At 53.9% G+C, this 24,384-nt stretch carries 16 protein-coding genes and 2 tRNA genes; 14 read left to right on the top strand and 4 right to left on the bottom strand.

Features of this window, described 5'->3' with window-relative positions:
* Positions 1–29: 29 nt before the first annotated feature.
* On the bottom strand, positions 30–725 hold the full coding sequence (gene mutH, locus ACH0WD_RS04215; RefSeq protein WP_001274930.1) for a DNA mismatch repair endonuclease MutH: 696 nt from the start codon (positions 723–725) through the stop codon (positions 30–32).
* 682 nt (positions 726–1,407) lie between these two features.
* On the opposite strand from mutH, the gene rppH reads away from it, so the two are divergent.
* The 12 genes from rppH to recD all read left to right on the top strand — a co-directional run bounded on the left by rppH (position 1,408) and on the right by recD (position 19,830).
* Positions 1,408–1,938, top strand: a complete 531-nt coding sequence (rppH, locus tag ACH0WD_RS04210; protein WP_000564481.1) for an RNA pyrophosphohydrolase — start codon at positions 1,408–1,410, stop codon at positions 1,936–1,938.
* 12 nt (positions 1,939–1,950) lie between these two features.
* Positions 1,951–4,197 carry a phosphoenolpyruvate--protein phosphotransferase gene (ptsP, locus tag ACH0WD_RS04205; protein ID WP_000957888.1) on the top strand — a complete coding sequence of 749 codons (2,247 nt, stop codon included), beginning with the start codon at positions 1,951–1,953 and terminating at the stop codon, positions 4,195–4,197.
* 215 nt (positions 4,198–4,412) lie between these two features.
* Positions 4,413–5,288 (top strand): prolipoprotein diacylglyceryl transferase, encoded by an 876-nt coding sequence (gene lgt / locus ACH0WD_RS04200; protein ID WP_000204645.1) that lies wholly within the window; start codon positions 4,413–4,415, stop codon positions 5,286–5,288.
* Positions 5,289–5,294: 6 nt separating this feature from the next.
* On the top strand, positions 5,295–6,089 hold the full coding sequence (gene thyA / locus ACH0WD_RS04195) for a thymidylate synthase (RefSeq protein WP_000816247.1): 795 nt from the start codon (positions 5,295–5,297) through the stop codon (positions 6,087–6,089).
* A gap of 184 nt (positions 6,090–6,273) precedes the next feature.
* Positions 6,274–6,744: a prepilin peptidase-dependent protein gene (locus ACH0WD_RS04190; protein ID WP_000744668.1), complete on the top strand. Its 471-nt coding sequence runs from the start codon at positions 6,274–6,276 to the stop codon at positions 6,742–6,744.
* On the top strand, positions 6,735–7,298 hold the full coding sequence (locus tag ACH0WD_RS04185) for a prepilin peptidase-dependent protein (protein ID WP_000029150.1): 564 nt from the start codon (positions 6,735–6,737) through the stop codon (positions 7,296–7,298). The genes ACH0WD_RS04190 and ACH0WD_RS04185 overlap by 10 nt, the downstream gene beginning before the upstream one ends.
* Positions 7,295–7,702 carry a DUF2509 family protein gene (locus tag ACH0WD_RS04180; RefSeq protein WP_001078535.1) on the top strand — a complete coding sequence of 136 codons (408 nt, stop codon included), beginning with the start codon at positions 7,295–7,297 and terminating at the stop codon, positions 7,700–7,702. The genes ACH0WD_RS04185 and ACH0WD_RS04180 overlap by 4 nt, the downstream gene beginning before the upstream one ends.
* Positions 7,687–8,007, top strand: a complete 321-nt coding sequence (locus ACH0WD_RS04175; RefSeq protein WP_000019294.1) for a prepilin-type N-terminal cleavage/methylation domain-containing protein — start codon at positions 7,687–7,689, stop codon at positions 8,005–8,007. The genes ACH0WD_RS04180 and ACH0WD_RS04175 overlap by 16 nt, the downstream gene beginning before the upstream one ends.
* Positions 8,008–8,022: 15 nt before the next feature.
* Positions 8,023–11,394: an exodeoxyribonuclease V subunit gamma gene (gene recC / locus ACH0WD_RS04170; protein WP_000946835.1), complete on the top strand. Its 3,372-nt coding sequence runs from the start codon at positions 8,023–8,025 to the stop codon at positions 11,392–11,394.
* A 177-nt stretch (positions 11,395–11,571) separates the two neighbouring features.
* Positions 11,572–14,460, top strand: a complete 2,889-nt coding sequence (ptrA, locus tag ACH0WD_RS04165; protein WP_001138238.1) for a pitrilysin — start codon at positions 11,572–11,574, stop codon at positions 14,458–14,460.
* A complete protein-coding gene (gene recB, locus ACH0WD_RS04160; RefSeq protein ID WP_001000531.1) occupies positions 14,453–17,998 on the top strand; it encodes an exodeoxyribonuclease V subunit beta in 3,546 nt (1,181 codons plus the stop codon). Before ptrA ends, recB begins: the two co-directional genes overlap by 8 nt.
* On the top strand, positions 17,995–19,830 hold the full coding sequence (gene recD / locus ACH0WD_RS04155; RefSeq protein ID WP_000155136.1) for an exodeoxyribonuclease V subunit alpha: 1,836 nt from the start codon (positions 17,995–17,997) through the stop codon (positions 19,828–19,830). The genes recB and recD overlap by 4 nt, the downstream gene beginning before the upstream one ends.
* Before the next feature lie 102 nt (positions 19,831–19,932).
* On the opposite strand, the gene argA is transcribed toward recD, so the two are convergent.
* Positions 19,933–21,264, bottom strand: coding sequence for an amino-acid N-acetyltransferase (gene argA, locus ACH0WD_RS04150; protein WP_000588965.1), 1,332 nt, complete (start codon positions 21,262–21,264; stop codon positions 19,933–19,935).
* A 232-nt stretch (positions 21,265–21,496) separates the two neighbouring features.
* Between argA and amiC the strand changes: the two genes are divergently transcribed.
* Entirely contained in the window at positions 21,497–22,750 is a 1,254-nt protein-coding gene (gene amiC / locus ACH0WD_RS04145; protein WP_000011919.1) for an N-acetylmuramoyl-L-alanine amidase AmiC, read from the top strand.
* A gap of 109 nt (positions 22,751–22,859) precedes the next feature.
* Here the strand turns inward: amiC and ACH0WD_RS04140 are convergent.
* Positions 22,860–22,936 (bottom strand) — tRNA-Met (locus tag ACH0WD_RS04140).
* Between the two features lie 29 nt (positions 22,937–22,965).
* A tRNA-Met gene (locus tag ACH0WD_RS04135) sits at positions 22,966–23,042 on the bottom strand.
* 207 nt (positions 23,043–23,249) lie between these two features.
* Between ACH0WD_RS04135 and mltA the strand changes: the two genes are divergently transcribed.
* Positions 23,250–24,347: a murein transglycosylase A gene (gene mltA, locus ACH0WD_RS04130; protein ID WP_000678626.1), complete on the top strand. Its 1,098-nt coding sequence runs from the start codon at positions 23,250–23,252 to the stop codon at positions 24,345–24,347.
* The last annotated feature ends 37 nt before the right edge of the window (positions 24,348–24,384 follow it).

The following is a 24,384-nucleotide window of genomic DNA, read 5'->3' as shown; positions in this document are numbered from 1 at the left end:
AGCGGAGGCGCATTTGCGTGTAATGGACGTTACGGATTCTGCAATAAAAAATGGCGAGCCAGCAGCGCCTGCGTAAAATTTTTTTTCAGATAAAATCCACGCGGTAGCGTCAAAATAGGTTCCCCGCGCGCGCCGATAGCCTCGGTGAGCGCCCTGGCATTGGCGGCTTTGGGTCGCAGTTGCAAGACTTCGCCATGGCGGGCGGTAATGCGTTCCACCTGGCCCAGCACTATCATGTCCATCAGCTCTTCCCAGTCGAGGCGTAGCTGCCTGTCCTCTTCTTCACTCGGACTCCAGAGTAGCGGCGAACCTACGCGGCGTTCGGCTAACGGTATGCTGCGATCGCCTTCGACCGGCACCCATAGCACGCGCTTCAATTTATGCCGTACGTGACTTGTCTCCCAGGTCACGCCGCTGTTACCGGTTAACGGCGCCACGCAAACAAAGGTTGTTTCCAGAGGACGACCCAGACTATCCACCGGGATGGTTTTCAGTTCTACGCCTAACGCGGCGAAATCCTGCTCCGGCTTGCTCCCGGCGCTGGCGCCGAGCCAGATCTCCAGCAAGACGCCGATCCAGCCTTTGTCTCGCTTCAAATCTTTAGGCGTGGTAATGCCGGCCATCGCCGCCAGCTCGCCTAACGTATAGCCGGAAAGCTGCCGCGCCTGGGCTAACAGCAATGCTTCCGAAGCAGGCGGAGTCAGTAGCGGACAAAGAGCGGACATGACAATTACCTTAGGTCAAAAAATGAGCAGTGATTTTATACCGTATGGGCAGAGTTTATCTTTTTCTGTGTCTTATATTCAATAGACTGATTTTTATTGCCTTTTTTGTGTTGTTTCTTCGTGTTGCGCAACGCTGAAGCGGGTTTTCCAATTCTGGTCACTGACAATAAACAGGATCTTACACTATGTTATCCACAGAAAGTTGGGATAACTGTGTAAAACCACCACTACTGTTTCCATTTACAGCCTTGACGTGCGACGAAAATCGAAAATTCAGACAAATAGTGCGTAAGTTATTGGCACAATCTGTGGATAAAACCGACGCTGGTTGATCTTTCATCAGCATAAGGATCTTAGATGTGATGCTGGTCACGCTTTATGAAGGTGGCATGTAAGATTTGTCTATAACACAATGAATATAAGGCACTATTTTTACTGTTTTCAGCATGAGGAATTCAGACTGTTCTGGGTTTTCCCGTGGTAATTCCATACTTCTTCACAACTATATCCACAGAAAAGGTGAATAAAATGGCGCAAGGGCGTCATCATCTGTTTATAACTCGGCTATTTACTGTGAGTTATTCAATTGTTATTAGGCTGTGTCACTATTACAGAGTGGTTTACCGCCTCACTGGAGTATGAAACAATCGTTCATATATAAGGTTTATGTTGAGGTAGTCCGGTGATTGATGACGATGGCTACCGCCCAAATGTAGGTATCGTAATTTGTAATCGTCAGGGGCAGGTGATGTGGGCCCGGCGATTTGGTCAGCACTCCTGGCAGTTCCCGCAGGGCGGGATAAATCCAGGGGAGTCGGCAGAACAGGCGATGTACCGGGAACTGTTTGAAGAAGTTGGGTTAAGCCGTAAAGATGTGCGGATCCTTGCTTCTACTCGCAACTGGTTGCGTTACAAGTTACCAAAACGTTTGGTGCGTTGGGACACAAAGCCGGTATGTATCGGCCAGAAACAAAAGTGGTTTCTTTTGCAGTTAATGAGCGCCGACGCCGAAATCAATATGCAAACCAGCAGTACGCCGGAGTTTGACGGCTGGCGCTGGGTAAGTTACTGGTATCCGGTTCGACAAGTGGTGTCATTTAAACGCGATGTCTACCGCAGGGTAATGAAAGAGTTTGCAAGTGTTGTCATGGCGCTTCAGGATAATCCCCCTAAGCTACAAAGCGCGCCTGCTTATCGACGTAAAAGAGGTTAAGCCACGCAAATTATGCTCACTCGCCTGCGCGAAATAGTTGAAAAAGTGGCCAGTGCGCCGCGTCTGAACGAGGCGCTGAATATTCTGGTCACGGATATCTGTCTTGCGATGGATACAGAGGTTTGCTCGGTTTACCTGGCCGATCATGACCGACGCTGTTATTACCTGATGGCGACGCGGGGGTTGAAAAAACCGCGTGGTCGAACCGTTGCGCTTGCGTTTGATGAGGGGATCGTCGGTCTGGTGGGCAGACTGGCGGAACCCATTAACCTTGCCGATGCGCAAAAACATCCCAGCTTTAAATACATTCCTTCGGTAAAAGAGGAGCGTTTTCGCGCGTTTCTCGGCGTGCCGATCATTCAGCGTCGCCAACTTCTCGGCGTGCTGGTCGTACAGCAGCGCGAATTGCGCCAGTACGATGAAAGCGAAGAGTCTTTCCTCGTCACGCTCGCTACGCAGATGGCGGCTATCCTGTCACAGTCGCAGGTCACAGCGCTGTTCGGGCAATACCGGCAGACGCGAATCCGCGCGCTTCCTGCGGCGCCGGGCGTGGCTATCGCAACGGGCTGGCAAGACGCGACCATGCCGCTGATGGAACAGGTTTACGAAGCGTCTACGCTGGATACCTCTCTTGAACGCGAACGATTGACCGGCGCGCTGGAAGAGGCGGCGAACGAGTTCCGACGATACAGCAAACGCTTTGCCGCTGGCGCGCAAAAAGAGACGGCGGCCATTTTCGATCTGTACTCACACCTGCTTTCAGACGCCAGACTGCGTCGCGAACTCTTCGCCGAGGTCGACAAAGGCGCTGTTGCGGAGTGGGCCGTTAAAAAAATCATCGAAAAATTTGCCGAGCAATTTGCGGCGCTAACCGATAACTACCTCAAAGAACGTGCGGGAGACTTACGCACGCTGGGGCAGCGGTTGTTATTCCACCTTGATGATTCAGTTCAGGGGCCAAACGCCTGGCCGGAACGTTTTATTCTGGTCGCGGATGAGCTGTCGGCGACCACCCTGGCGGAGCTGCCGCAGGACAGGCTGGCGGGCGTTGTGGTGCGCGACGGCGCGGCAAACTCGCATGCGGCGATTATGGTGCGCGCGCTCGGTATCCCGACCGTCATGGGCGCGGATATCCAACCTTCGGTGCTACATCGCCGTACGTTGGTGGTGGATGGCTATCGCGGTGAATTACTGGTCGATCCTGAACCCGTGCTTATTCAGGAATATCAGCGGCTCATTAGTGAAGAGATAGAACTCAGTCGTCTGGCGGAGGACGACGTCAATCTTCCCGCCCAACTGAAAAGCGGCGAGCGAGTCAAAGTGATGCTGAATGCCGGGCTCAGTCCCGAGCATGAGGAAAAGTTAGGCAGTCGGATCGACGGTATCGGCCTGTACCGTACTGAAATTCCCTTTATGCTGCAAAGCGGGTTTCCCTCGGAAGAAGAGCAGGTGGCGCAGTATCAAGGGATGCTGCAAATGTTTAACGATAAACCGGTGACGCTGCGGACCCTGGATGTGGGAGCGGATAAGCAACTGCCCTATATGCCGATCAGCGAGGAGAACCCGTGTCTGGGCTGGCGCGGGATCCGCATTACGCTGGATCAGCCGGAGATCTTTTTGATCCAGGTCCGCGCGATGCTGCGCGCCAATGCGGCGACTGGCAACCTCAGCATTTTGCTGCCGATGGTCACCAGTATTGATGAAGTCGATGAAGCGCGGCGTCTGATCGAACGCGCCGGGCGCGAGGTCGAGGAGATGATCGGCTATGCGATCCCGAAACCGCGTATCGGCATTATGCTGGAAGTGCCATCAATGGTATTTATGCTGCCGCATCTGGCTAACCGGATCGACTTTATCTCGGTCGGCACCAACGATTTAACGCAATATATCCTGGCGGTAGATCGCAACAATACCCGCGTGGCCAGTATTTACGACAGTCTGCATCCGGCTATGCTGCGCGCACTGAGCATGATTGCGCAGGAAGCCGAAAAAAATGGCCTCGATCTTCGCTTGTGCGGCGAGATGGCGGGCGATCCGATGTGCGTGGCGATTCTTATCGGTCTGGGATATCGCCATCTTTCGATGAATGGCCGTTCGGTAGCGCGTGTGAAATATCTGCTGCGGCATATCGATTTTGAAGACGCGCAAACTCTTGCCAGACGCAGCCTTGAGGCGCAGATGGCGACCGAAGTGCGTCATCAGGTGGCGGCGTTTATGGAGCGCCGCGGGATGGGGGGATTGATTCGAGGAGGGTTGTAACGACTGGAGCGGGAAAAGAGAGTGACTGTGGATTCACGGCGCAGACAACACGCCTGCAAGATGAAAGACAATGCGTATACATATCTTTTAACGGTAATCGGCATCTCGCTTTTAACCCTTGTGCTATTATTCGCACCTTTGGAGCGTCTGCAACGCGCAGGCGCGCTTATCAATCGCTATCTCTTCAGCGAAATAACAAGAAATTGTGGTGACAGATGACCAGTAGCTATCTGCATTTTCCGGACTTTGATCCGGTCATTTTCTCAATTGGGCCCGTCGCGCTTCACTGGTATGGCTTGATGTATCTGGTGGGGTTCGTTTTCGCGATGTGGTTGGCGGTGCGTCGCGCTAACCGTCCGGGAAGCGGTTGGACCAAAAACGAAGTTGAAAATTTACTCTATGCAGGTTTCCTGGGGGTCTTCCTGGGGGGACGTATTGGCTATGTCCTGTTTTATAACTTCCCTCTGTTTCTGGATAACCCGCTCTATTTATTCCGCGTCTGGGACGGCGGCATGTCCTTCCACGGCGGGCTTATCGGCGTGATACTGGTGATGATTATCTTCGCCAGGCGCACGAAGCGCTCGTTCTTTCAGGTGTCTGATTTTATTGCGCCGTTAATTCCGTTCGGCCTGGGCGCCGGGCGTCTGGGCAACTTTATCAACGGTGAATTGTGGGGGCGCGTCGATCCTGACTTCCGGTTTGCCATGCTCTTTCCTGGCTCACGCGCGGAAGATATTGCGCTGCTGCCGTCACATCCGCAATGGCAGCCTATTTTTGATACCTACGGCGTATTGCCGCGCCACCCTTCCCAGTTGTATGAACTGGCATTAGAAGGCGTGGTGCTGTTTATCATCCTTAATCTCTTTATTCGCAAACCGCGTCCGATGGGCGCAGTCTCCGGATTATTCCTGATTGGCTATGGCGCGTTTCGTATCATTGTTGAATTCTTCCGCCAGCCGGACGCGCAATTTACCGGCGCGTGGGTACAGTACATCAGCATGGGGCAGATTCTCTCTATCCCGATGATTATCGCAGGCGCGATCATGATGGTTTGGGCATATCGCCGCCGCCCGCAGCAACACGTTTCCTGAGGAACCATGAAACAGTATTTAGAACTGATGCAAAAAGTGCTGGATGAAGGCACACAGAAAAACGACCGTACCGGCACCGGCACGCTTTCCATTTTTGGCCATCAGATGCGTTTTAACCTGCAGGAAGGCTTTCCTCTGGTGACGACGAAACGCTGCCATTTACGTTCAATTATTCACGAACTGCTATGGTTTTTGCAGGGCGATACCAACATCGCTTACCTGCACGAAAATAATGTCACCATCTGGGACGAATGGGCCGATGAGAACGGCGATTTAGGCCCGGTTTATGGTAAGCAGTGGCGTGCATGGCCAACACCGGATGGCCGCCATATCGATCAGATCGCCACGGTCTTAAGCCAGCTTAAAAACGACCCGGACTCTCGTCGTATTATCGTTTCTGCGTGGAACGTCGGCGAGCTGGATAAGATGGCGCTGGCGCCGTGTCACGCCTTTTTCCAGTTTTATGTCGCAGATGGAAAACTCTCCTGTCAGCTTTATCAGCGCTCCTGCGATGTGTTCCTCGGTCTGCCATTCAACATTGCCAGCTACGCGTTACTGGTGCATATGATGGCGCAACAGTGCGACCTGGACGTCGGCGATTTTGTCTGGACCGGCGGCGACACGCACCTGTACAGCAACCATATGGAGCAGACGCACCTGCAATTAAGCCGTGAACCGCGCGCGCTGCCGAAATTGGTCATTAAGCGTAAACCCGATTCGCTTTTTGACTACCGGTTCGATGATTTCGAAATTGAAGGCTATGATCCGCACCCCGGTATTAAAGCGCCGGTCGCTATCTAAGCGCTGACGATCCTGCCATAACCGACGTCATCGCGCGTCGGTTTTTTTTACCCTTCGTCTCAATCTTCGGCGCGCATTCCTGAAATTTTGCAACGCGCTGCAAGACATGAACTTTTTTCCGTAACGCGCCGAACAATCTGTATTTGGCGCTCGTTATTTTTCTTCCGCCCGCCATACTGCCGACATGAAAAAACAACAGGGCTATACGCTCATTGAAACGGTGGTCGCGATGTCGCTCATTATCATTCTCAGCGCCACAGGACTTTATGGCTGGCAACGCTGGCAGCAGCAACAGCGCCTGTGGCAAACCGCATGTCAGGTGCGGGATTACCTGCTGCAACTTCGTGAGGACGCTCACTGGCATAACCGCGATCACATTCTTCGCGTGGTCAGCGAAGGCGGTTCATGGTGCTTTGTCAGCTCTGTTGCTACGCAAACATCGTGTACGCCATCTTCCCCCTTTGTGTTTACGCCCGACTGGCGTGATGTCGTCCTTGCCGATATCACGCCGTCGTTAGCCTTCTTTGGCCTGCGCAATACGGCATGGGCAGGGCACATCGTACTGAAAAACGCTGCCGGAGAGTGGCGTCTGGTCGTCTCTTCCTGGGGGCGAATCAGGCTATGCGAGCGTAACGAGGCCGCCACGTGTCAATAACCACGCGGGGGTTCTCGCTACTGGAGGTTGTGCTGGCGATGGCGATAGGTTCCATTTTACTGCTTGGGTCCGCACGATTTTTACCGGCGCTACAGCGTGAGATCTGGCACAACACGCGACAGTTATCGCTGGAAGATGAAATCTGGCAGCGAACCTATACCGTAGCGAAGCATCTTCAACGTGCGGGTTACTGTCATGGCCACTGCATTGGCGAAGGGTTACATCTTGCCGAACAGGGGCAATGCGTCATCGTTCAGTGGGACGGGAATAATAACGGGGTCTGGGATACCATACCGGCGAAAGAGGCCGACCAGACCGGGTTCCGTATGAAGGATAACGTTCTGGAGACATTACGCGGAGCAACATCTTGCCAGGGGAAGGGATGGGAAAAAATGACCGATCCCAATACGGTACTCATCACGGCGTTTACCGTTGAGCGCCGGGATATAACGGGATTCTCGCCAGTGCTCATGCTGCATCTGCGCGGCGCCAGCAAAGCCGAGCCTCAGACGGTTATTGACGCGCAATACAGCGTAACGGGATTTAATCTGTGAATCGGGAACGTGGCGCTTCTTCGCTAATACTGGCGCTTTTAATACTGATTCTGGGTAGTCTGCTACTGCAAGGCGTAAATCAGCAGCAGGCCAGCTATGCCGCCCGCGTGACGACGCAGAGCATGGCGATACAACGCCAGGCGCTCGTACAGTCGGCGCTGGAATGGGGGCGGGGGCAGCTATGGTCAGGCGTAACCGAAATGGAATGTCGGCGCTATTCCCCTTCAGGAGCGAGGGTCTGTTTGCGGAGATTATCGGGGGATGAGGTGGTGATGGCGGCGCAAGATGATGGCATGACGTTATGGCGTTTGGGCAACGTCATTCAGGGAAGCATTGTCTTTTCTCCCCACGGCTGGAGCGATTTTTGTCCGTTAAAAGAGGTGGCGTTATGTCGCATCCCCTGAATTTACAACGCGGGTTTAGCCTCCCGGAAGTTTTAGTGGCGATGGTTCTAATGGTAATGATCGTCACCGCGCTGTCAGGCTATCAGCGGGTATTAATGCACAGTTTTGCATTACGACACCAGTATCTTCAGATCTGGCGGCAGGCGTGGCAGCAAACGGCGCTGTATCCATTTTCGCCTGCTGAAGGCTGGAAGGCCAACCGGATGCAGACAACGCAATCGGGATGTGTCAGCATCAGCGTCACGATGGTTTCACCCTCTGGCAGGCAGGGGCAAATGACGCGCTTGCATTGTCCAAATCGTTAATCGTCAGGAGTAATTATGTTAAGGGTCTACCACTCCAATCGTCTGGATGTGCTGGAAGCGTTGATGGAATTCATCGTCGAACGCGAGCGGCTGGATGATCCCTTTGAACCAGAAATGATTCTGGTACAAAGCACGGGTATGGCGCAGTGGCTGCAGATGACCCTTTCACAAAAGTTTGGTATTGCGGCGAATATCGCTTTTCCGTTACCGGCGAGTTTTATCTGGGAGATGTTTGTCCGCGTGTTGCCGGATATCCCCAAAGAAAGCGCTTTCAGCAAACAAAGCATGAGCTGGAAACTGATGACCTTGCTGCCGCAGTTGCTGGATAAGGATGAGTTTGTACTGCTGCGCCATTATCTGACCGACGACACCGATAAACGCAAACTCTTTCAGCTTTCCGCGCGCGCCGCCGACCTGTTCGATCAGTATCTGGTTTATCGGCCTGACTGGCTTACGCAGTGGGAAGCAGGAAAAACCGTGGAAGGTCTGGGGGAGGCGCAAAACTGGCAGGCGCCGCTGTGGAAAGCATTGGTGGAATATACCGCCGCGCTGGGGCAGCCGCGCTGGCATCGCGCCAATCTCTACCAACGCTTTATTCAAACGCTGGAGAGCGCGACCGCCTGCCCGCCAGGGTTGCCGTCCCGCGTTTTTATTTGCGGCATTTCCGCGTTACCGCCAGTGTATCTCAGAGCATTGCAGGCGCTGGGTAAACATATTGAAATCCATCTCCTTTTTACTAATCCGTGTCGGTATTACTGGGGGGATATTAAAGACCCAGCCTGGCTGGCAAAACTCATGGCTCGCCAGCGTCGTCACACTTTTGAAGACCGTCATTTACCGCTGTTCCGTGAAAATCAGAATCCGGAAGCCTTATTTAACAGCGACGGTGAACAGGATATCGGTAATCCGCTACTGGCCTCATGGGGAAAACTGGGGCGGGATTATATCTACCTGCTATCTGAACTGGAAAACAGCCAGGAGCTGGATGCGTTTGTTGATATTACGCCAGATAATCTTTTGCATCGGATTCAGGCGGATATCCTTGAACTGGAAAGCCATGCGGTGGCGGGCGTAAATCTTGAGGAGTATTCGCGCAGCGACAATAAGCGTCTGCTCGATCCCGAGGATAACAGCCTCTCTTTTCACGTTTGTCACAGCCCGCAGCGCGAGGTGGAAATACTGCACGATCGCCTGCTGGCGATGCTGGAAGCCGATCCGACACTAACGCCGCGCGACATTATCGTTATGGTGGCTGATATTGACAGCTATAGCCCGTTTATCCAGGCGGTGTTTGGTAGCGCGCCAACGGAGCGCTATCTGCCTTATGCCATTTCCGATCGGCGGGCGCGTCAGTCACATCCGGTGTTACAGGCATTTATCAGCCTACTTTCGTTACCGGACAGCCGCTTTGTCTCCGAGGATGTTCTGGCGTTGTTAGACGTACCGGTATTGGCTGCCCGCTTTACGATCAACGAAGAAGGGTTGCGTTATTTGCGCTTGTGGGTCAATGAGTCAGGCATTCGCTGGGGAATTGACGATGACAACGTACGCGAGCTGGAACTTCCTGCCACGGGGCAGCATACGTGGCAATTTGGCCTGACGCGTATGCTGCTGGGGTATGCGATGGAAAGCGCCCAGGGCGAGTGGCAGTCGGTTCTGCCTTATGACGAATCCAGCGGTCTGATTGCTGAGCTGGTCGGGCATCTGGCTTCGCTGCTGATGCAGCTTAATATCTGGCGGCGCGGTCTGGCGCAGGAGCGACCGCTGGAAGAGTGGTTGCCCGTTTGTCGCGATATGCTCAATGATTTCTTCCTGCCCGATGCGGACACGGAAGCGGCAATGACATTGATTGAACAGCAGTGGCAGGCCATTATCGCCGAAGGCGTCGCGGCGGAATATGGCGACGCGGTACCGATTTCGCTACTGCGGGATGAACTGGCGCAGCGTCTGGATCAGGAACGTATTAGCCAGCGCTTCCTGGCGGGCCCCATCAATATTTGTACGCTGATGCCGATGCGTTCCATTCCGTTTAGAGTCGTTTGCCTGCTGGGAATGAACGACGGCGTATACCCGCGCCAGCTTGCGCCGTTGGGCTTTGACCTGATGAGCCAAAAACCCATGCGCGGGGATCGTAGCCGTCGCGACGATGACCGCTACCTGTTTCTGGAAGCGTTAATCTCGGCGCAGCAGACGCTGTATATCAGCTACATCGGTCGCTCCATCCAGGATAATAGCGAACGCTTTCCCTCTGTACTGGTGCAAGAATTGGTGGATTACATCGGACAAAGCCACTATTTGCCGGGCGACGAAACGCTGACCTGTGATGAGAGCGAAGCACGAGTCAAAGCGCATATTACGCGTCTGCATACCCGTATGCCTTTTGATGCGCAAAATTACCAACCCGGCGAACAGCAAAGTTATGCCAGAGAGTGGTTGCCCGCGGCGAGTCAATCGGGAAAAGCGCATTCTGACTTTGTGCAGCCGCTTCCTTTTACGATGCCGGAAACATTGACTCTGGAAAGTCTGCAGCGTTTTTGGGCCCATCCGGTACGCGCATTTTTTCAGATGCGGCTTCAGGTTAATTTCCGCTCGGAAGAGAGTGAGATTCCTGATGCGGAACCGTTTGAATTAGAGGGATTGACGCGATATCAACTTAACCAACAGTTGCTCAATACGCTGGTTGAAGAGGACGACGCCGAACGCTTGTTCCGCCGTTTCCGGGCTGCGGGAGAGTTGCCTTACGGCGCGTTTGGCGAAATATTCTGGGATGCGCAATGTCAGGAGATGCAGCAACTGGCAAGCCGGGTTATCGCCTGTCGTAAGCCGAGCCAAAGCCTGGAAGTGGATCTGCTTTGCAATGGCGTTCAGCTAACCGGCTGGCTACCGCAGGTACAGGAGGATGGATTATTGCGCTGGCGTCCCGCTTTAATCAGCGTTGCGCAAGGTGTGCAACTTTGGCTGGAACACCTTGTCTATTGTGCCAGCGGCGGGAGTGGCGAAAGTCGCCTGTTTTTGCGCAAAGAGGGAGAGTGGCGATTTCCGCCACTTGATAAAACGCAGGCAATGGCTTACCTGGCGCAACTGATTGAAGGCTACCGGGAAGGCATGTCTTCTCCGCTATTGGTACTGCCGGAAAGCGGCGGCGCATGGATAAAAGCCTGTTATGACGCTGAAAATGATGTCATGTTAGACGACGATGATACCTTACAGAAGGCCAGGACAAAGTTTTTACAGGCTTATGAAGGCAACATGATGGTGAGCGGCGAAGGCGAAGATATCTGGTATCAACGTCTTTGGCGTCAGCTGGAATCTGAAACGTTGCAGGCTATCATTGCGCAGTCCCGACATTACCTGTTACCGCTGTTTCGTTTTAATCAGTCTCGTTGATTGTATGGAAATCGCGCAATTAAAAGGCTTCGACTATGATGCGCTCTTCGTCACGGACTGATTACTGATAAAAAGATGCTGCCTGGTTCAGCACAATAATATCCCGTTCTGCTCAGGTCGATGGTTTACGTGACCATACAGATGAGTGGGAATGAAAGTTAATGATGAGGTCCGTGAATGCCCCGCAGCACCTGGTTCAAAGCGTTATTGTTATTGGTCGCCCTCTGGGGGCCTGCAGTTCAGGCGGATATCGGTTGGCAACCGCTGCAAGAAACTATCCGTAAAAGCGATAAAGATACCCGGCAGTATCAGGCGATACGTCTTGATAATGACATGGTGGTGTTGCTGGTATCCGATCCGCAGGCTGTAAAGTCGCTTTCAGCGTTAGTGGTACCCGTTGGATCGCTTGAAGATCCTGAGGCTCATCAGGGGCTTGCTCATTATCTTGAGCATATGTGCCTGATGGGGTCAAAAAAATATCCGCAGGCGGATAGCCTTGCCGAATACCTTAAAAGACATGGCGGTAGCCACAACGCCAGCACCGCGCCTTATCGAACAGCCTTCTACCTGGAGGTTGAAAACGACGCGCTTCCAGGCGCCGTAGATCGCCTGGCCGACGCCATTGCCGCGCCATTGCTCGATAAAAAGTATGCCGAACGCGAACGAAACGCGGTGAATGCCGAGCTGACGATGGCGCGCACCCGCGACGGTATGCGTATGGCGCAGGTAAGCGCCGAAACCATTAACCCGGCGCATCCAGGCTCGCACTTTTCTGGCGGCAATCTGGAAACGCTAAGCGATAAGCCGGGCAATCCGGTGCAACAGGCGTTGATCGCTTTTCATGAAAAATACTATTCATCTAATCTGATGAAGGCGGTGATTTACAGTAATAAACCCTTGCCGGAACTGGCGAGTATTGCCGCCGCAACCTATGGTCGCGTGCCGAATAAACAGATTAAAAAACCGGAAATTACCGTACCTGTCATCACCGAGGCGCAGAAGGGCATCATTATTCATTACGTGCCGGCACTACCGCGTAAAGTGCTGCGCGTGGAGTTTCGTATTGATAACAATAGCGCGCAGTTCCGCAGCAAGACCGATGAACTGGTCTCTTATCTGATTGGCAATCGTAGCCCAGGGACGCTCTCTGACTGGCTGCAAAAACAAGGACTGGTCGAAGGTATTAGCGCGGATTCCGATCCGATTGTTAATGGTAACAGCGGCGTATTTGCCATTTCGGCAACGCTGACCGATAAAGGTTTGGCCAATCGTGATGAAGTCGTCGCGGCTATTTTCAGCTATCTCAATATGTTACGTGAAAAAGGGATAGATAAACGTTACTTTGACGAGCTGGCGCATGTGCTGGATCTCGACTTCCGCTATCCGTCGATTACCCGCGATATGGACTATGTCGAATGGCTGGCGGACACTATGATCCGCGTCCCGGTAGCGCATACGCTGGATGCGGCGAATATCGCCGATCGTTACGATCCTGCCGCTATCAAAAATCGCCTGGCGATGATGACGCCGCAGAATGCGCGCATCTGGTACATCAGTCCCCAGGAACCCCATAATAAGACGGCGTATTTTGTGGATGCGCCTTATCAGGTCGATAAGATTAGCGAACAGACGTTTAAAAACTGGCAGCAAAAAGCACAGGGCATTGCGTTGTCGCTGCCGGAGTTAAACCCCTATATTCCTGATGATTTTACGCTTGTTAAGAATGACAAAAACTACGTGCGGCCAGAACTGATTGTCGATAAAGCGGATTTGCGCGTGGTTTATGCGCCGAGTCGTTATTTCGCCAGCGAGCCAAAAGCTGACGTGAGCGTGGTATTGCGTAACCCGCAGGCGATGGACAGCGCCCGCAATCAGGTACTGTTCGCCCTTAATGATTATCTGGCGGGAATGGCGCTCGATCAGCTCAGCAACCAGGCGGCAGTGGGCGGCATTAGCTTTTCCACTAACGCCAACAATGGTCTGATGGTCACTGCGAACGGTTATACCCAGCGTTTGCCGCAGCTTTTCCTGGCGTTGCTGGAAGGATATTTTAGCTACGACGCCACGGAGGAACAGCTGGCGCAGGCGAAATCCTGGTATACGCAGATGATGGATTCTGCGGAGAAGGGAAAAGCCTACGAACAGGCGATTATGCCGGTGCAGATGATTTCGCAGGTGCCTTATTTTTCCCGTGATGAACGTCGCGCTTTGCTGCCGTCCATTACGTTGAAAGAGGTGATGGCCTATCGTAATGCGTTAAAAACGGGCGCTCGTCCGGAATTTCTGGTTATAGGGAATATGAGCGAAGCCCAGGCGACCTCTCTGGCGCAAGATGTTCAAAAACAGCTCGCGGCGAACGGATCGGCGTGGTGTCGCAACAAAGACGTAGTGGTTGAGAAAAAGCAGTCCGTAATATTTGAAAAAGCGGGCAGTAGCACCGACTCCGCGTTAGCCGCGGTCTTTGTCCCGGTCGGCTACGACGAGTACGTCAGCGCCGCCTACAGCGCGATGTTAGGTCAGATTGTTCAACCGTGGTTTTACAATCAGCTACGAACCGAAGAGCAACTGGGATACGCCGTTTTCGCCTTTCCGATGAGCGTTGGCCGTCAGTGGGGAATGGGATTCCTGCTACAGAGCAACGATAAACAGCCCTCTTACCTGTGGCAACGCTATCAGGCATTTTTCCCTGACGCCGAGGCGAAGCTGAGGGCGATGAAGCCGGAAGAGTTCGCCCAAATTCAGCAGGCGATCATTACGCAAATGCGCCAGGCGCCGCAAACGTTGGGCGAAGAAGCATCCCGTTTAAGCAAGGATTTCGATCGGGGTAATATGCGCTTTGACTCGCGTGATAAAATCATCGCTCAGATAAAATTGCTGACGCCACAAAAGCTTGCCGACTTCTTCCACCAGGCGGTGGTGGAACCACAAGGTATGGCAATATTGTCACAGATTGCTGGTAGCCAGAATGGAAAAGCAGAATACGTGCATCCGACAGGCTGGAAAGTGTGGGATAACGTCAGCGCATTGCAGCAAACGTTACCTCTAATGAGCGAAAAGAATGAATGATGTCGCCGAGACTCTTGATCCTCTACGCTTGCCCCTGACAGGCGAGCGTCTGATTGAAGCATCAGCGGGCACAGGCAAAACGTTTACTATCGCGGCGCTGTATCTGCGGTTATTGCTCGGTTTAGGCGGCAGTGCCGCATTTCCCCGTCCGTTGACCGTTGAAGAACTGCTGGTGGTAACCTTTACGGAGGCCGCCACTGAAGAGCTGCGTGGGCGAATCCGCAGTAATATCCATGAGTTGCGCATCGCCTGTCTGCGGGAAAGCACGGATAATCCGCTGTATGCCCGCTTGCTGGAAGAAATTAGCGACAAAAAGCAGGCCGCGCAGTGGTTATTACTGGCGGAACGACAAATGGACGAGGCCGCGGTCTTTACCATCCACGGTTTTTGCCAGCGTATGCTCAGCCTGAACGCTTTCGAATCCGGTATGTTGTTTGAGCAACAGCTTATTGAAGACGAATCTTTGTTGCGTTATCAGGCCTGCGCCGATTTCTGGCGGCGTCATTGCTATCCGCTGCCGCGCGACATCGCGCAGGTGGTGTTTGACGTGTGGAAGGGGCCGAAGGCGCTCTTAAAGGATATCGATCGTTATCTGCAGGGCGAAGCGCCGGTCATTAAAGCGCCGCCATCGCAGGAGGAGACGCTGGCATCGCGTCATGAACAGATCCTGGCGCGTATCAACCAGGTGAAGCAGCAGTGGTGTGAGGCGGTTAGCGAGCTGGACGCGCTGATCGAATCATCCGGCATCGATCGCAGAAAGTTCAACCGCGGCAATCAGGCGAAATGGATCGAAAAGATCACCGCGTGGGCGCAAGAAGAGACTAAAAATTATCAATTACCTGAGGCGTTGGGAAAATTTTCACAGCGTTTTTTAGCTGAGCGCACCAAAGCTGGCGGCGTGACGCCCCAGCACCCATTGTTTGTCGCCATTGATAACCTGTTGGGCGAACCGCTATCGATTAAAGATCTGGTTCTTACCCGAGCGCTCTCAGAGATCCGTGAAACGGTGGCTCAGGAAAAACGCCGGCGCGGTGAGCTGGGGTTTGACGATATGCTCAGCCGTTTAGATACCGCGCTGCGTAGTGAAAGCGGCGAGGCGCTGGCTGCGGCGATTCGTACCCGTTTCCCGGTGGCGATGATCGATGAATTTCAGGATACCGACCCACAACAGTACCGTATTTTTCGCCGTATCTGGCGACATCAACCCGATACGGCGCTATTGCTGATTGGCGATCCTAAACAGGCGATTTATGCGTTTCGTGGCGCGGATATCTTCACCTACATGAAGGCTCGCAGCGAAGTGAGCGCGCACTATACGCTTGACACTAACTGGCGCTCCGCGCCGGGGATGGTGAATAGCGTTAACAAGCTGTTCAGTCAGATGAACGACGCCTTTATGTTCCGCGATATTCCCTTCAGCCCGGTAAAGTTTGCGCCCAGAAACCAGTCGCTGCAATTTAAAGTGAATGACGCGCCTCAACCGGCGATGACCCTGTGGCTAATGGAGGGGGAAAGCTGCGGTTCGGGCGATTATCAAAGTTATATGGCGCAGGTGTGCGCCACGCAAATTCGCGACTGGCTGCGTGCCGGGCAAACGGGCGACGCGCTGCTGACGAACGGCGATTCGTCGCGGCCCGTTCGCGCCTCGGATATCAGCGTGCTGGTGCGCAGCAGGCGGGAAGCCGCGCTGATACGGGATGCGCTGACCTTACTGGCGATCCCCTCCGTCTATCTTTCTAACCGCGACAGCGTATTCGAAACGCTCGAAGCGCAGGAAATGCTGTGGGTGTTGCAGGCGGTGATGGCGCCCGAACGTGAGAATACGCTGCGTAGCGCTCTGGCGACATCAATGATGGGCCTTACCGCGCTGGATATCGAAACGCTTAACAATGATGAAAATGCGTGGGATGCGGTTGTTGAAGAGTTTGATGGCTACCGACAGATTTGGCATAAACGCGGCGTGATGCCTATGCTGCGCGCGCTAATGTCGGCGCGCAATATTGCTGAAAACCTGCTGGCGACGGCGGGAGGCGAACGTCGGCTGACGGATATTTTGCATATTAGCGAGCTGTTACAGGAAGCCGGTTCGCAGCTGGAAAGCGAACATGCGCTGGTGCGTTGGCTGGCGCAACATATTCTTGAACCCGATAGCAATGCTTCCAGCCAGCAACTACGTCTGGAAAGCGATAAGCATCTGGTGCAAATCGTCACCATTCATAAATCGAAAGGTCTGGAATACCCGCTGGTCTGGTTACCTTTTATCACCCATTTCCGCGTGCAGGACCAGGCTTTTTATCACGACAGGCACTCCTACGAGGCGGTGCTGGACCTTAGTCACGCCGAAGAGAGCATAGCACTGGCGGAAGCCGAACGCCTGGCGGAAGACCTGCGCCTACTTTATGTCGCGCTGACCCGTGCAGTGTGGCATTGCAGCCTCGGCGTCGCGCCGCTGGTACGGCGTCGCAGCGATAAGAAAGGCGAGACGGATGTGCACCAAAGCGCGCTTGGGCGACTCCTGCAAAAAGGCGAACCGATGGATGCCGCAGGCCTTCGCGCCTGTATTGAGGCGCTATGCGACGAGGATATCGTGTGTCGAACGCCAGGCAACACGGATAACGACCGCTGGCAAATTGCCGCTGCATCGCACGCGGAACTCAGCGCCAGAACGCTGCAACGTCTGCTTTATGATAGCTGGCGCGTCACCAGTTATTCCGGTTTGCAGCAGCGGGGACATAGCGTGGCGCAAGATCTTATTCCTCGTCTCGACATTGACGCCGCAGGCGTTGGCGAAGCGGCGGAAGCGCCGGCAATGACGCCGCATCACTTTCCTCGCGGGGCATCGCCGGGAACATTTTTGCACAGCCTGTTTGAAGAGCTTGATTTTACTCAACCGATAGACCCCCAATGGGTACAGGAAAAACTGGAGCTGAGTGGTTTTGAAACGCGATGGGAGCCCGTACTTACCCGCTGGCTGGACACCGTGTTACACGTTCCCCTTAACGAGACGGGCGTTAGTCTGAGCGTGCTGACCGAGCGTGAAAAACAGGTCGAAATGGAGTTTTATCTGCCGATTGCCCAGCCGCTTATCGCCGGAGAGCTGGATGCGTTGATTCGTCGATACGACCCGCTTTCAGCAGGTTGCCCTGCGCTGGATTTCATGCAGGTTCGCGGCATGTTAAAGGGCTTTATCGACCTGGTGTTCCGTTATGAGGGGCGCTATTACCTGCTCGACTATAAATCTAACTGGCTGGGCGAGGATAGCGCCGCTTATACCCAGACGGCGATGGCTGCGGCGATGCAGGCGCATCGCTATGATTTGCAGTACCAGCTTTATACGCTGGCATTGCACCGTTACCTTCGTCATCGAATGGCGAATTACGACTATGAACGCCATTTCGGCGGCGTCATCTATCTCTTTTTACGCGGGGTGGATAGCGAACGTCCGCAGCAGGGTATTTTTACCACTCGTCCTGCGGCGGCGTTAATTAACCAACTGGATGATATGTTTGCAGGTGAAATGAGTGAGGAGGCGCAATGACAATCCAGGAGCGGTTGCTGGAGGCCGTTGAACAAAAACTCTTACGGCCCATTGATGCCCAGTTTGCTTTAACCGTCGCCGGTAACGACGATCCCGCCGTGACGCTGGCGGCAGCGCTGCTTAGTCATGACGCAGGTGAAGGTCACGTGTGTCTGCCGTTGTCGCGTTTAACGTTAACGGAGGAGGCGCATCCCTTACTGGTCGCCTGGATAAGCGAAACGGCTACGCCAATCGACTGGAAAAAGCGGTTACTGGCGTCTGCGGCGGTTAGCTGCGGCGATAGCCCCGCGCCGTTAATTCTGTGCGGCGATCGCCTCTACCTGAATCGCATGTGGTGCAACGAGCGTACGGTTGCGCGCTTTTTTAACGAGGTTAACCAGGCCATCGCCGTAGATGAAGATCAGTTATCCCGTATTCTGGACGCGCTATTCCCTCCGACAGACGAGGTGAACTGGCAAAAGGTGGCCGCCGCCGTAGCGCTAACTCGCCGTATCTCCGTGATTTCAGGCGGTCCCGGCACCGGTAAAACCACCACCGTCGCGAAGCTGCTGGCGGCATTAATTCAAATGGCGGATGGCGAACGTTGCCGTATCCGGCTGGCAGCGCCGACCGGGAAAGCGGCCGCACGCCTGACGGAGTCGCTCGGCGCGGCGTTGCGTCAGCTTCCTCTTACCGATGCGCAGAAAAAGCGTATACCGGAGGACGCCAGTACGCTGCACCGACTGCTGGGCGCACAGCCCGGCAGTCAGCGATTACGCCATCATGCGGGCAACCCGCTGCATCTGGACGTGCTGGTGGTCGATGAGGCATCAATGATTGATTTGCCGATGATGTCACGTTTGATTGACGCTCTGCCGCCGCACGGGCGGGTCATTTTTCTTGGCGATCGCGATCAGTTGGCATCCGTTGAGGCGGGCGCTGTGTTGGGCGATATTTGCGCCTATGTCAACGCAGGGTTTACGGCGGAACGCGCCCGACAGCTAAGTCGACTAACAGGGAGCGCCATTCCGGCGGGGGCCGGAACGCAAGCCGCGTCTTTACGCGATAGCCTCTGTTTGTTGCAAAAGAGCTACCGTTTCGGCAGCGATTCTGGCATCGGCAAGCTGGCGGCGGCGATTAACTGCGGCGACAGGTCGGCAATCCAGGCTGTTTTTCAGCAGGGGTTTAGCGATATAGAGAAGCGTACATTGCAAAGCAGCGACGATTATGCCGGGATGCTGGATGAAGCGCTGGCGGGCTATGGGCGCTACCTGCGGTTGCTGCATGAGAAAGCGACGCCGGAGGCAATCCTGCAGGCTTTCAATGAGTATCAACTGCTTTGCGCGCTGCGTGAAGGCCCATTTGGCGTGAGGGGACTGAATGACCGCATTGAGCAGGCGATGGTGCAGCAACGAAAAATTCAGCGGCATCCGCACTCTCGCTGGTATGAAGGGCGTCCGGTAATGATTGCGCGCAACGATAGCGCGTTGGGGCTATTTAACGGCGATATTGGTATTGCGCTCGATCGCGGACAGGGGTTACGCGTCTGGTTTGTGATGCCGGACGGCACCATCAAGTCCGTTCAGCCCAGCCGTCTGCCGGAACATGATACAACCTGGGCGATGACGGTACATAAATCACAGGGGTCTGAATTTGATCACGCCGCGCTGATTTTACCCAGCCAACGTTCGCCGGTCGTGACGCGGGAGCTGGTGTATACCGCGGTTACGCGGGCGCGGCGGCGATTATCGCTGTATGCCGATGAACGGATCCTGGCAGGCGCGATTGTGACGCGAACGGAACGGCGCAGCGGGTTAGCCACCTTATTTGATGAAGTCAGTCGTACCGAATAAGACGAGTTCTCGCCGGATGGCGACGCGTAGCGTCTTATCCGGCCTCCAAATGATGCTTTCGAGCGTAGGCCTGATAAGCGCAGCGCTATCAGGCCCCCCTCGTTATCCTAAATCCGCCATCAGCACCTTTGAACGTCGCTGATAGTTATACATTTTTTTCTTGCTCTCAGGCAGTAACTCAATATCGACAGGCGTGAAACCGCGCTCCTGGAACCAGTGAATACTGCGCGTCGTCAGCACAAACAATTTACTCAGCCCCATTTGCCGCGCCTGGGCGGCAACCCGCTCCAGAAGCACTTCTCCACGCGATGAGCTGCGATAATCCGGATGCACCGCAACGCAGGCCATTTCGCCTATTTTCTCTTCCACAAAAGGATACAGCGCCGCGCAGGCGATAGTCATATTATCGCGCTGAATAATGGTAAATTTATCGATCTCCATCTCCAGTTGTTCACGGGAACGGCGTACCAGAATGCCCTGCTGTTCCAGTGGGCGGATAAGCTCCAGAATACCGCCAATATCGTTGATGGTGGCGCGGCGGATCTGCTCGGCGCTCTCCATGACGATCTGCGTACCGATACCATCACGCGAGAACAGTTCCTGTAATAGCGAGCCATCTTCCTGATAGCTGATCAGATGGCAACGACGAACGCCGCTACGACAGGCTTTTACCGCGCCGCGCAAAAAACGTACGGTTCCGGAGTTGTAATCGCCCTGCGCTTCCAACTCTTCCACCCGTGCCTGCGCTTCATTCGGGAAGAGTTCAGAAATGATGCCGCCCTCGCTATTGGTAACGCCCTGAGAAGAACAGAAACCGATCATTTTTTCCGCTTTCAGTTTAACGGCGAGTTGAGTGGCAATCTCTTCTGAGGTCAGATTAAAACTTTCGCCGGTCACTGAGACGGCGACCGGCCCCATCAGAACGATCGCGCCGTTATCCAGCTGGCGGTTGATCGCATCTTCATCAATGCGCCGGATACGGCCGCTGTGACAGTAGTCCACGCCATCATCAACGCCCAGCGGCTGCGCAATGGTGAAATTGCCGCTGACGACATTAATGTGCGCGCCCTGCAACGGCGTATTGTTCAGACTCATCGACAGACGGGCGGTAATATCAAGCTGGAGTAAACCGGCGGCCTGTTTCACCAGCTCCAGTGCTTTGGCGTCCGTCACCCGCGTGTTTTTGTGGTAAATCGGTTCATGATGATGCGCGGCCAGATTGGCGTCGATTTGTGGTCGCGCGCCATACACCACGACAAGGCGAATACCGAGGCTATGCAGTAGCCCGATATCGCTAACGATGCTGGAAAAATTGTCATGCTCAATGGCTTCGCCGCCGAGCATAATGACAAAGGTTTTTCCGCGATGGGTGTTGATATAGGGAACTGAATGGCGAAACCCTTCTACCAGTTCGGTTTTACGTTCCTTTATCATTGCGCGCCCCACTAGTGAATTATTATTCGAAATTAGTGTATTTTTATTCTGTTTTTGCCCTCTGTGCAAGCGTAAATTTTATGCGGTCCGATCGCTTTTCTTAGTAATGCCGTGAATATAAAAAGAATGTTTACCCTTTTATAGATGACAGATTATGCGTCATTCGCTAAAGTTTCCGGTCAATTTGGATGAACTTTGTATGATCTCTATTTAGTTTTTGCTCGGGAGAAGCATGTCGGGAGCCAATTCAGCAATCAGCCGTCGCCGTTTACTACAAGGCGCGGGCGCCATGTGGCTATTAAGCGTGAGCCAGGTCGGGCTGGCTGCCGTAAGCCAGGTCGTTGCGGTGCGTATCTGGCCTGCGTCCAGCTATACCCGCGTCACGGTAGAGTCGAATCGTCTGCTGAAATATAAACAATTTGCCTTAAGTAACCCGGACCGCGTGGTGGTAGATATTGAGGATGTGAATCTGAACTCGGTGCTTAAAGGCATTGGCGCGCAGATTCGCAGCGACGATCCGTATATCAAATCCGCAAGGGTAGGGCAGTTTGATCCTAAGACTGTGCGTATGGTCTTTGAGCTAAAACAAAACGTGAAGCCGCAGCTATTTGCGCTGGCGCCTGTGGCAGGCTTTAAAGAACGTCTGGTGATGGATCTTTATCCTGCCAATGCGCAGGATATGCAGGATCCGCTGCTGGCGCTGCTGGAAGACTACAATAAAGGCGATCTGGATAAACAGGTGCCGCCTTCGCAAAGCGGGCCGCAGCCCGGTAAAGCGGGGCGCGACCGCCCCATTGTTATTATGCTTGATCCGGGACACGGCGGCGAAGACCCCGGCGCGATAGGCAAATACAAAACGCGTGAAAAAGACGTGGTGCTCCAGATAGCCCGCCGCCTGCGCGCGTTGATCGAAAAAGAAGGCAACATGAAGGTCTATATGACGCGCAATGAAGACATCTTCATTCCGTTAAAAGTCCGGGTGGCGAAAGCGCAGAAACAGCGCGCCGACCTGTTTGTCTCTATTCATGCGGATGCCTTCACCAGCCGGCAGCCTAGCGGTTCATCCGTATTCGCACTATCGACCAAAGGCGCCACCAGTACCGCGGCGAAATATCTGGCGCAAACGCAGAACGCCTCGGACTTAATTGGCGGCGTGAGCAAAAGCGGTGACCGTTATGTCGACCATACGATGTTCGATATGGTGCAATCGCTGACCATTGCCGATAGTTTGAAATTCGGTAAAGCGGTGTTGAAGCAGCTTGGTAAAATTAATGACCTGCATAAAAACAAGGTCGAGCAGGCGGGGTTTGCGGTGTTAAAGGCGCCCGATATTCCGTCTATTCTGGTCGAGACGGCGTTTATCAGTAACATTGAAGAAGAACGCAAGCTCAAGACCGCGACGTTCCAGCAACAGGTCGCAGAGTCGATTCTGGCGGGCATTAAAGCGTATTTTGCCGATGGGGCGACGCTGGCGAGAAGAAGTTAACCTGAGATGACGGCGAGTTTATTGCGCGGGTAAGTAGGATGCTGCCCGCACTGTCGTTGCGGACCAGACGACAGATACAAAAAAACACCCGTAAGGGTGTTCATTAAGTTGGTTGCGGGGGCCGGATTTGAACCGACGACCTTCGGGTTATGAGCCCGACGAGCTACCAGGCTGCTCCACCCCGCGTCCGTCTAAACTTGCATTCTCATTGTAATTGGTTGCGGGGGCCGGATTTGAACCGACGACCTTCGGGTTATGAGCCCGACGAGCTACCAGGCTGCTCCACCCCGCGTCCGTGGATGCGCACTATACTCCGCTGAGCTTTTGTTGCAACCCTTTTTTCATATAAATCGCTAATTTCTCATGAATTGCGCAAATACACCGCAGATAGCGCGATTTTTAAACGAATTTACATAATGAGATCGCGATCGCATTTCATTACTTCGGACGGTTTGTTATCTTCACCGGGCACTTTCGATTACGCAGAAGACGAGACACCATGAAAGGACGTTGGGCAAAATATGTGGCGACAGGCGTAATGCTGGCAATGCTGGCTGCCTGTTCATCAAAACCGACCGATCGCGGTCAGCAATATAAGGACGGGAAATTTACCCAGCCCTTCTCCCTGGTAAACCAGCCGGACGCAGTGGGCGCGCCGATTAATGCTGGAGACTTTGCCGAGCAGGTCAACCAGATCCGTTCCGCGTCGCCGCGTTTATACACCAATCAAAGCAACGTCTATAACGCTGTCCAGAACTGGTTACGTTCCGGAGGCGATACGCGCACTATGCGTCAGTTTGGTATCGATGCCTGGCAGATGGAAGGCACCGACAACTACGGTAACGTCCAGTTCACGGGCTACTATACGCCCGTCGTTCAGGCTCGCCATACGCGCCAGGGCGCGTTCCAGTATCCTATCTATAGTATGCCGCCAAAACGCGGACGCTTACCGTCCCGCGCTCAGATCTACGCAGGCGCGCTGAGCGATAAGTACATCCTGGCCTGGAGTAATTCGCTGATGGATAACTTTATTATGGATGTCCAGGGCAGCGGTTATATTGATTTCGGTGATGGTAGTCCGCTGAACTTCTTTAGTTATGCCGGTAAAAACGGCTGGCCTTATCGCAGTATTGGTAAAGTGCTTATCGATCGCGGTGAAGTGAAAAAAGAAGATATGTCGATGCAGGCTATACGCGAATGGGGAGAGAAGCACAGCGAAGCGGAAGTGCGTGAATTACTGGAGCAGAACCCGTCGTTCGTCTTCTTTAAGCCGCAATCTTTTGCGCCGGTCAAAGGCGCCAGCGCTGTACCGCTGATTGGGCGAGCATCCGTCGCCTCCGACCGCAGCATCATTCCGCCTGGCACGACCTTGTTGGCGGAAGTACCGTTGCTGGATAACAACGGTAAATTTAGCGGTCAGTATGAGCTACGTTTGATGGTCGCACTGGATGTCGGCGGAGCGATTAAAGGCCAGCACTTTGATATTTACCAGGGAATTGGCCCGGATGCCGGGCATCGTGCCGGATGGTATAATCACTATGGTCGCGTCTGGGTGTTAAAAAGCGCGCCGGGCGCCGGTAACGTGTTTAGCGGCTGATTGTGGTATTCTGCGACAACCGGATTGCCCGATAACG

Source organism: Salmonella sp. 2020_1395, assembly GCF_043848115.1.
Classification (GTDB): domain Bacteria; phylum Pseudomonadota; class Gammaproteobacteria; order Enterobacterales; family Enterobacteriaceae; genus Salmonella; species Salmonella enterica.
Note: the sequence above shows the minus strand (reverse complement) of the source record. Positions and strands in the feature narration are given on the sequence as shown.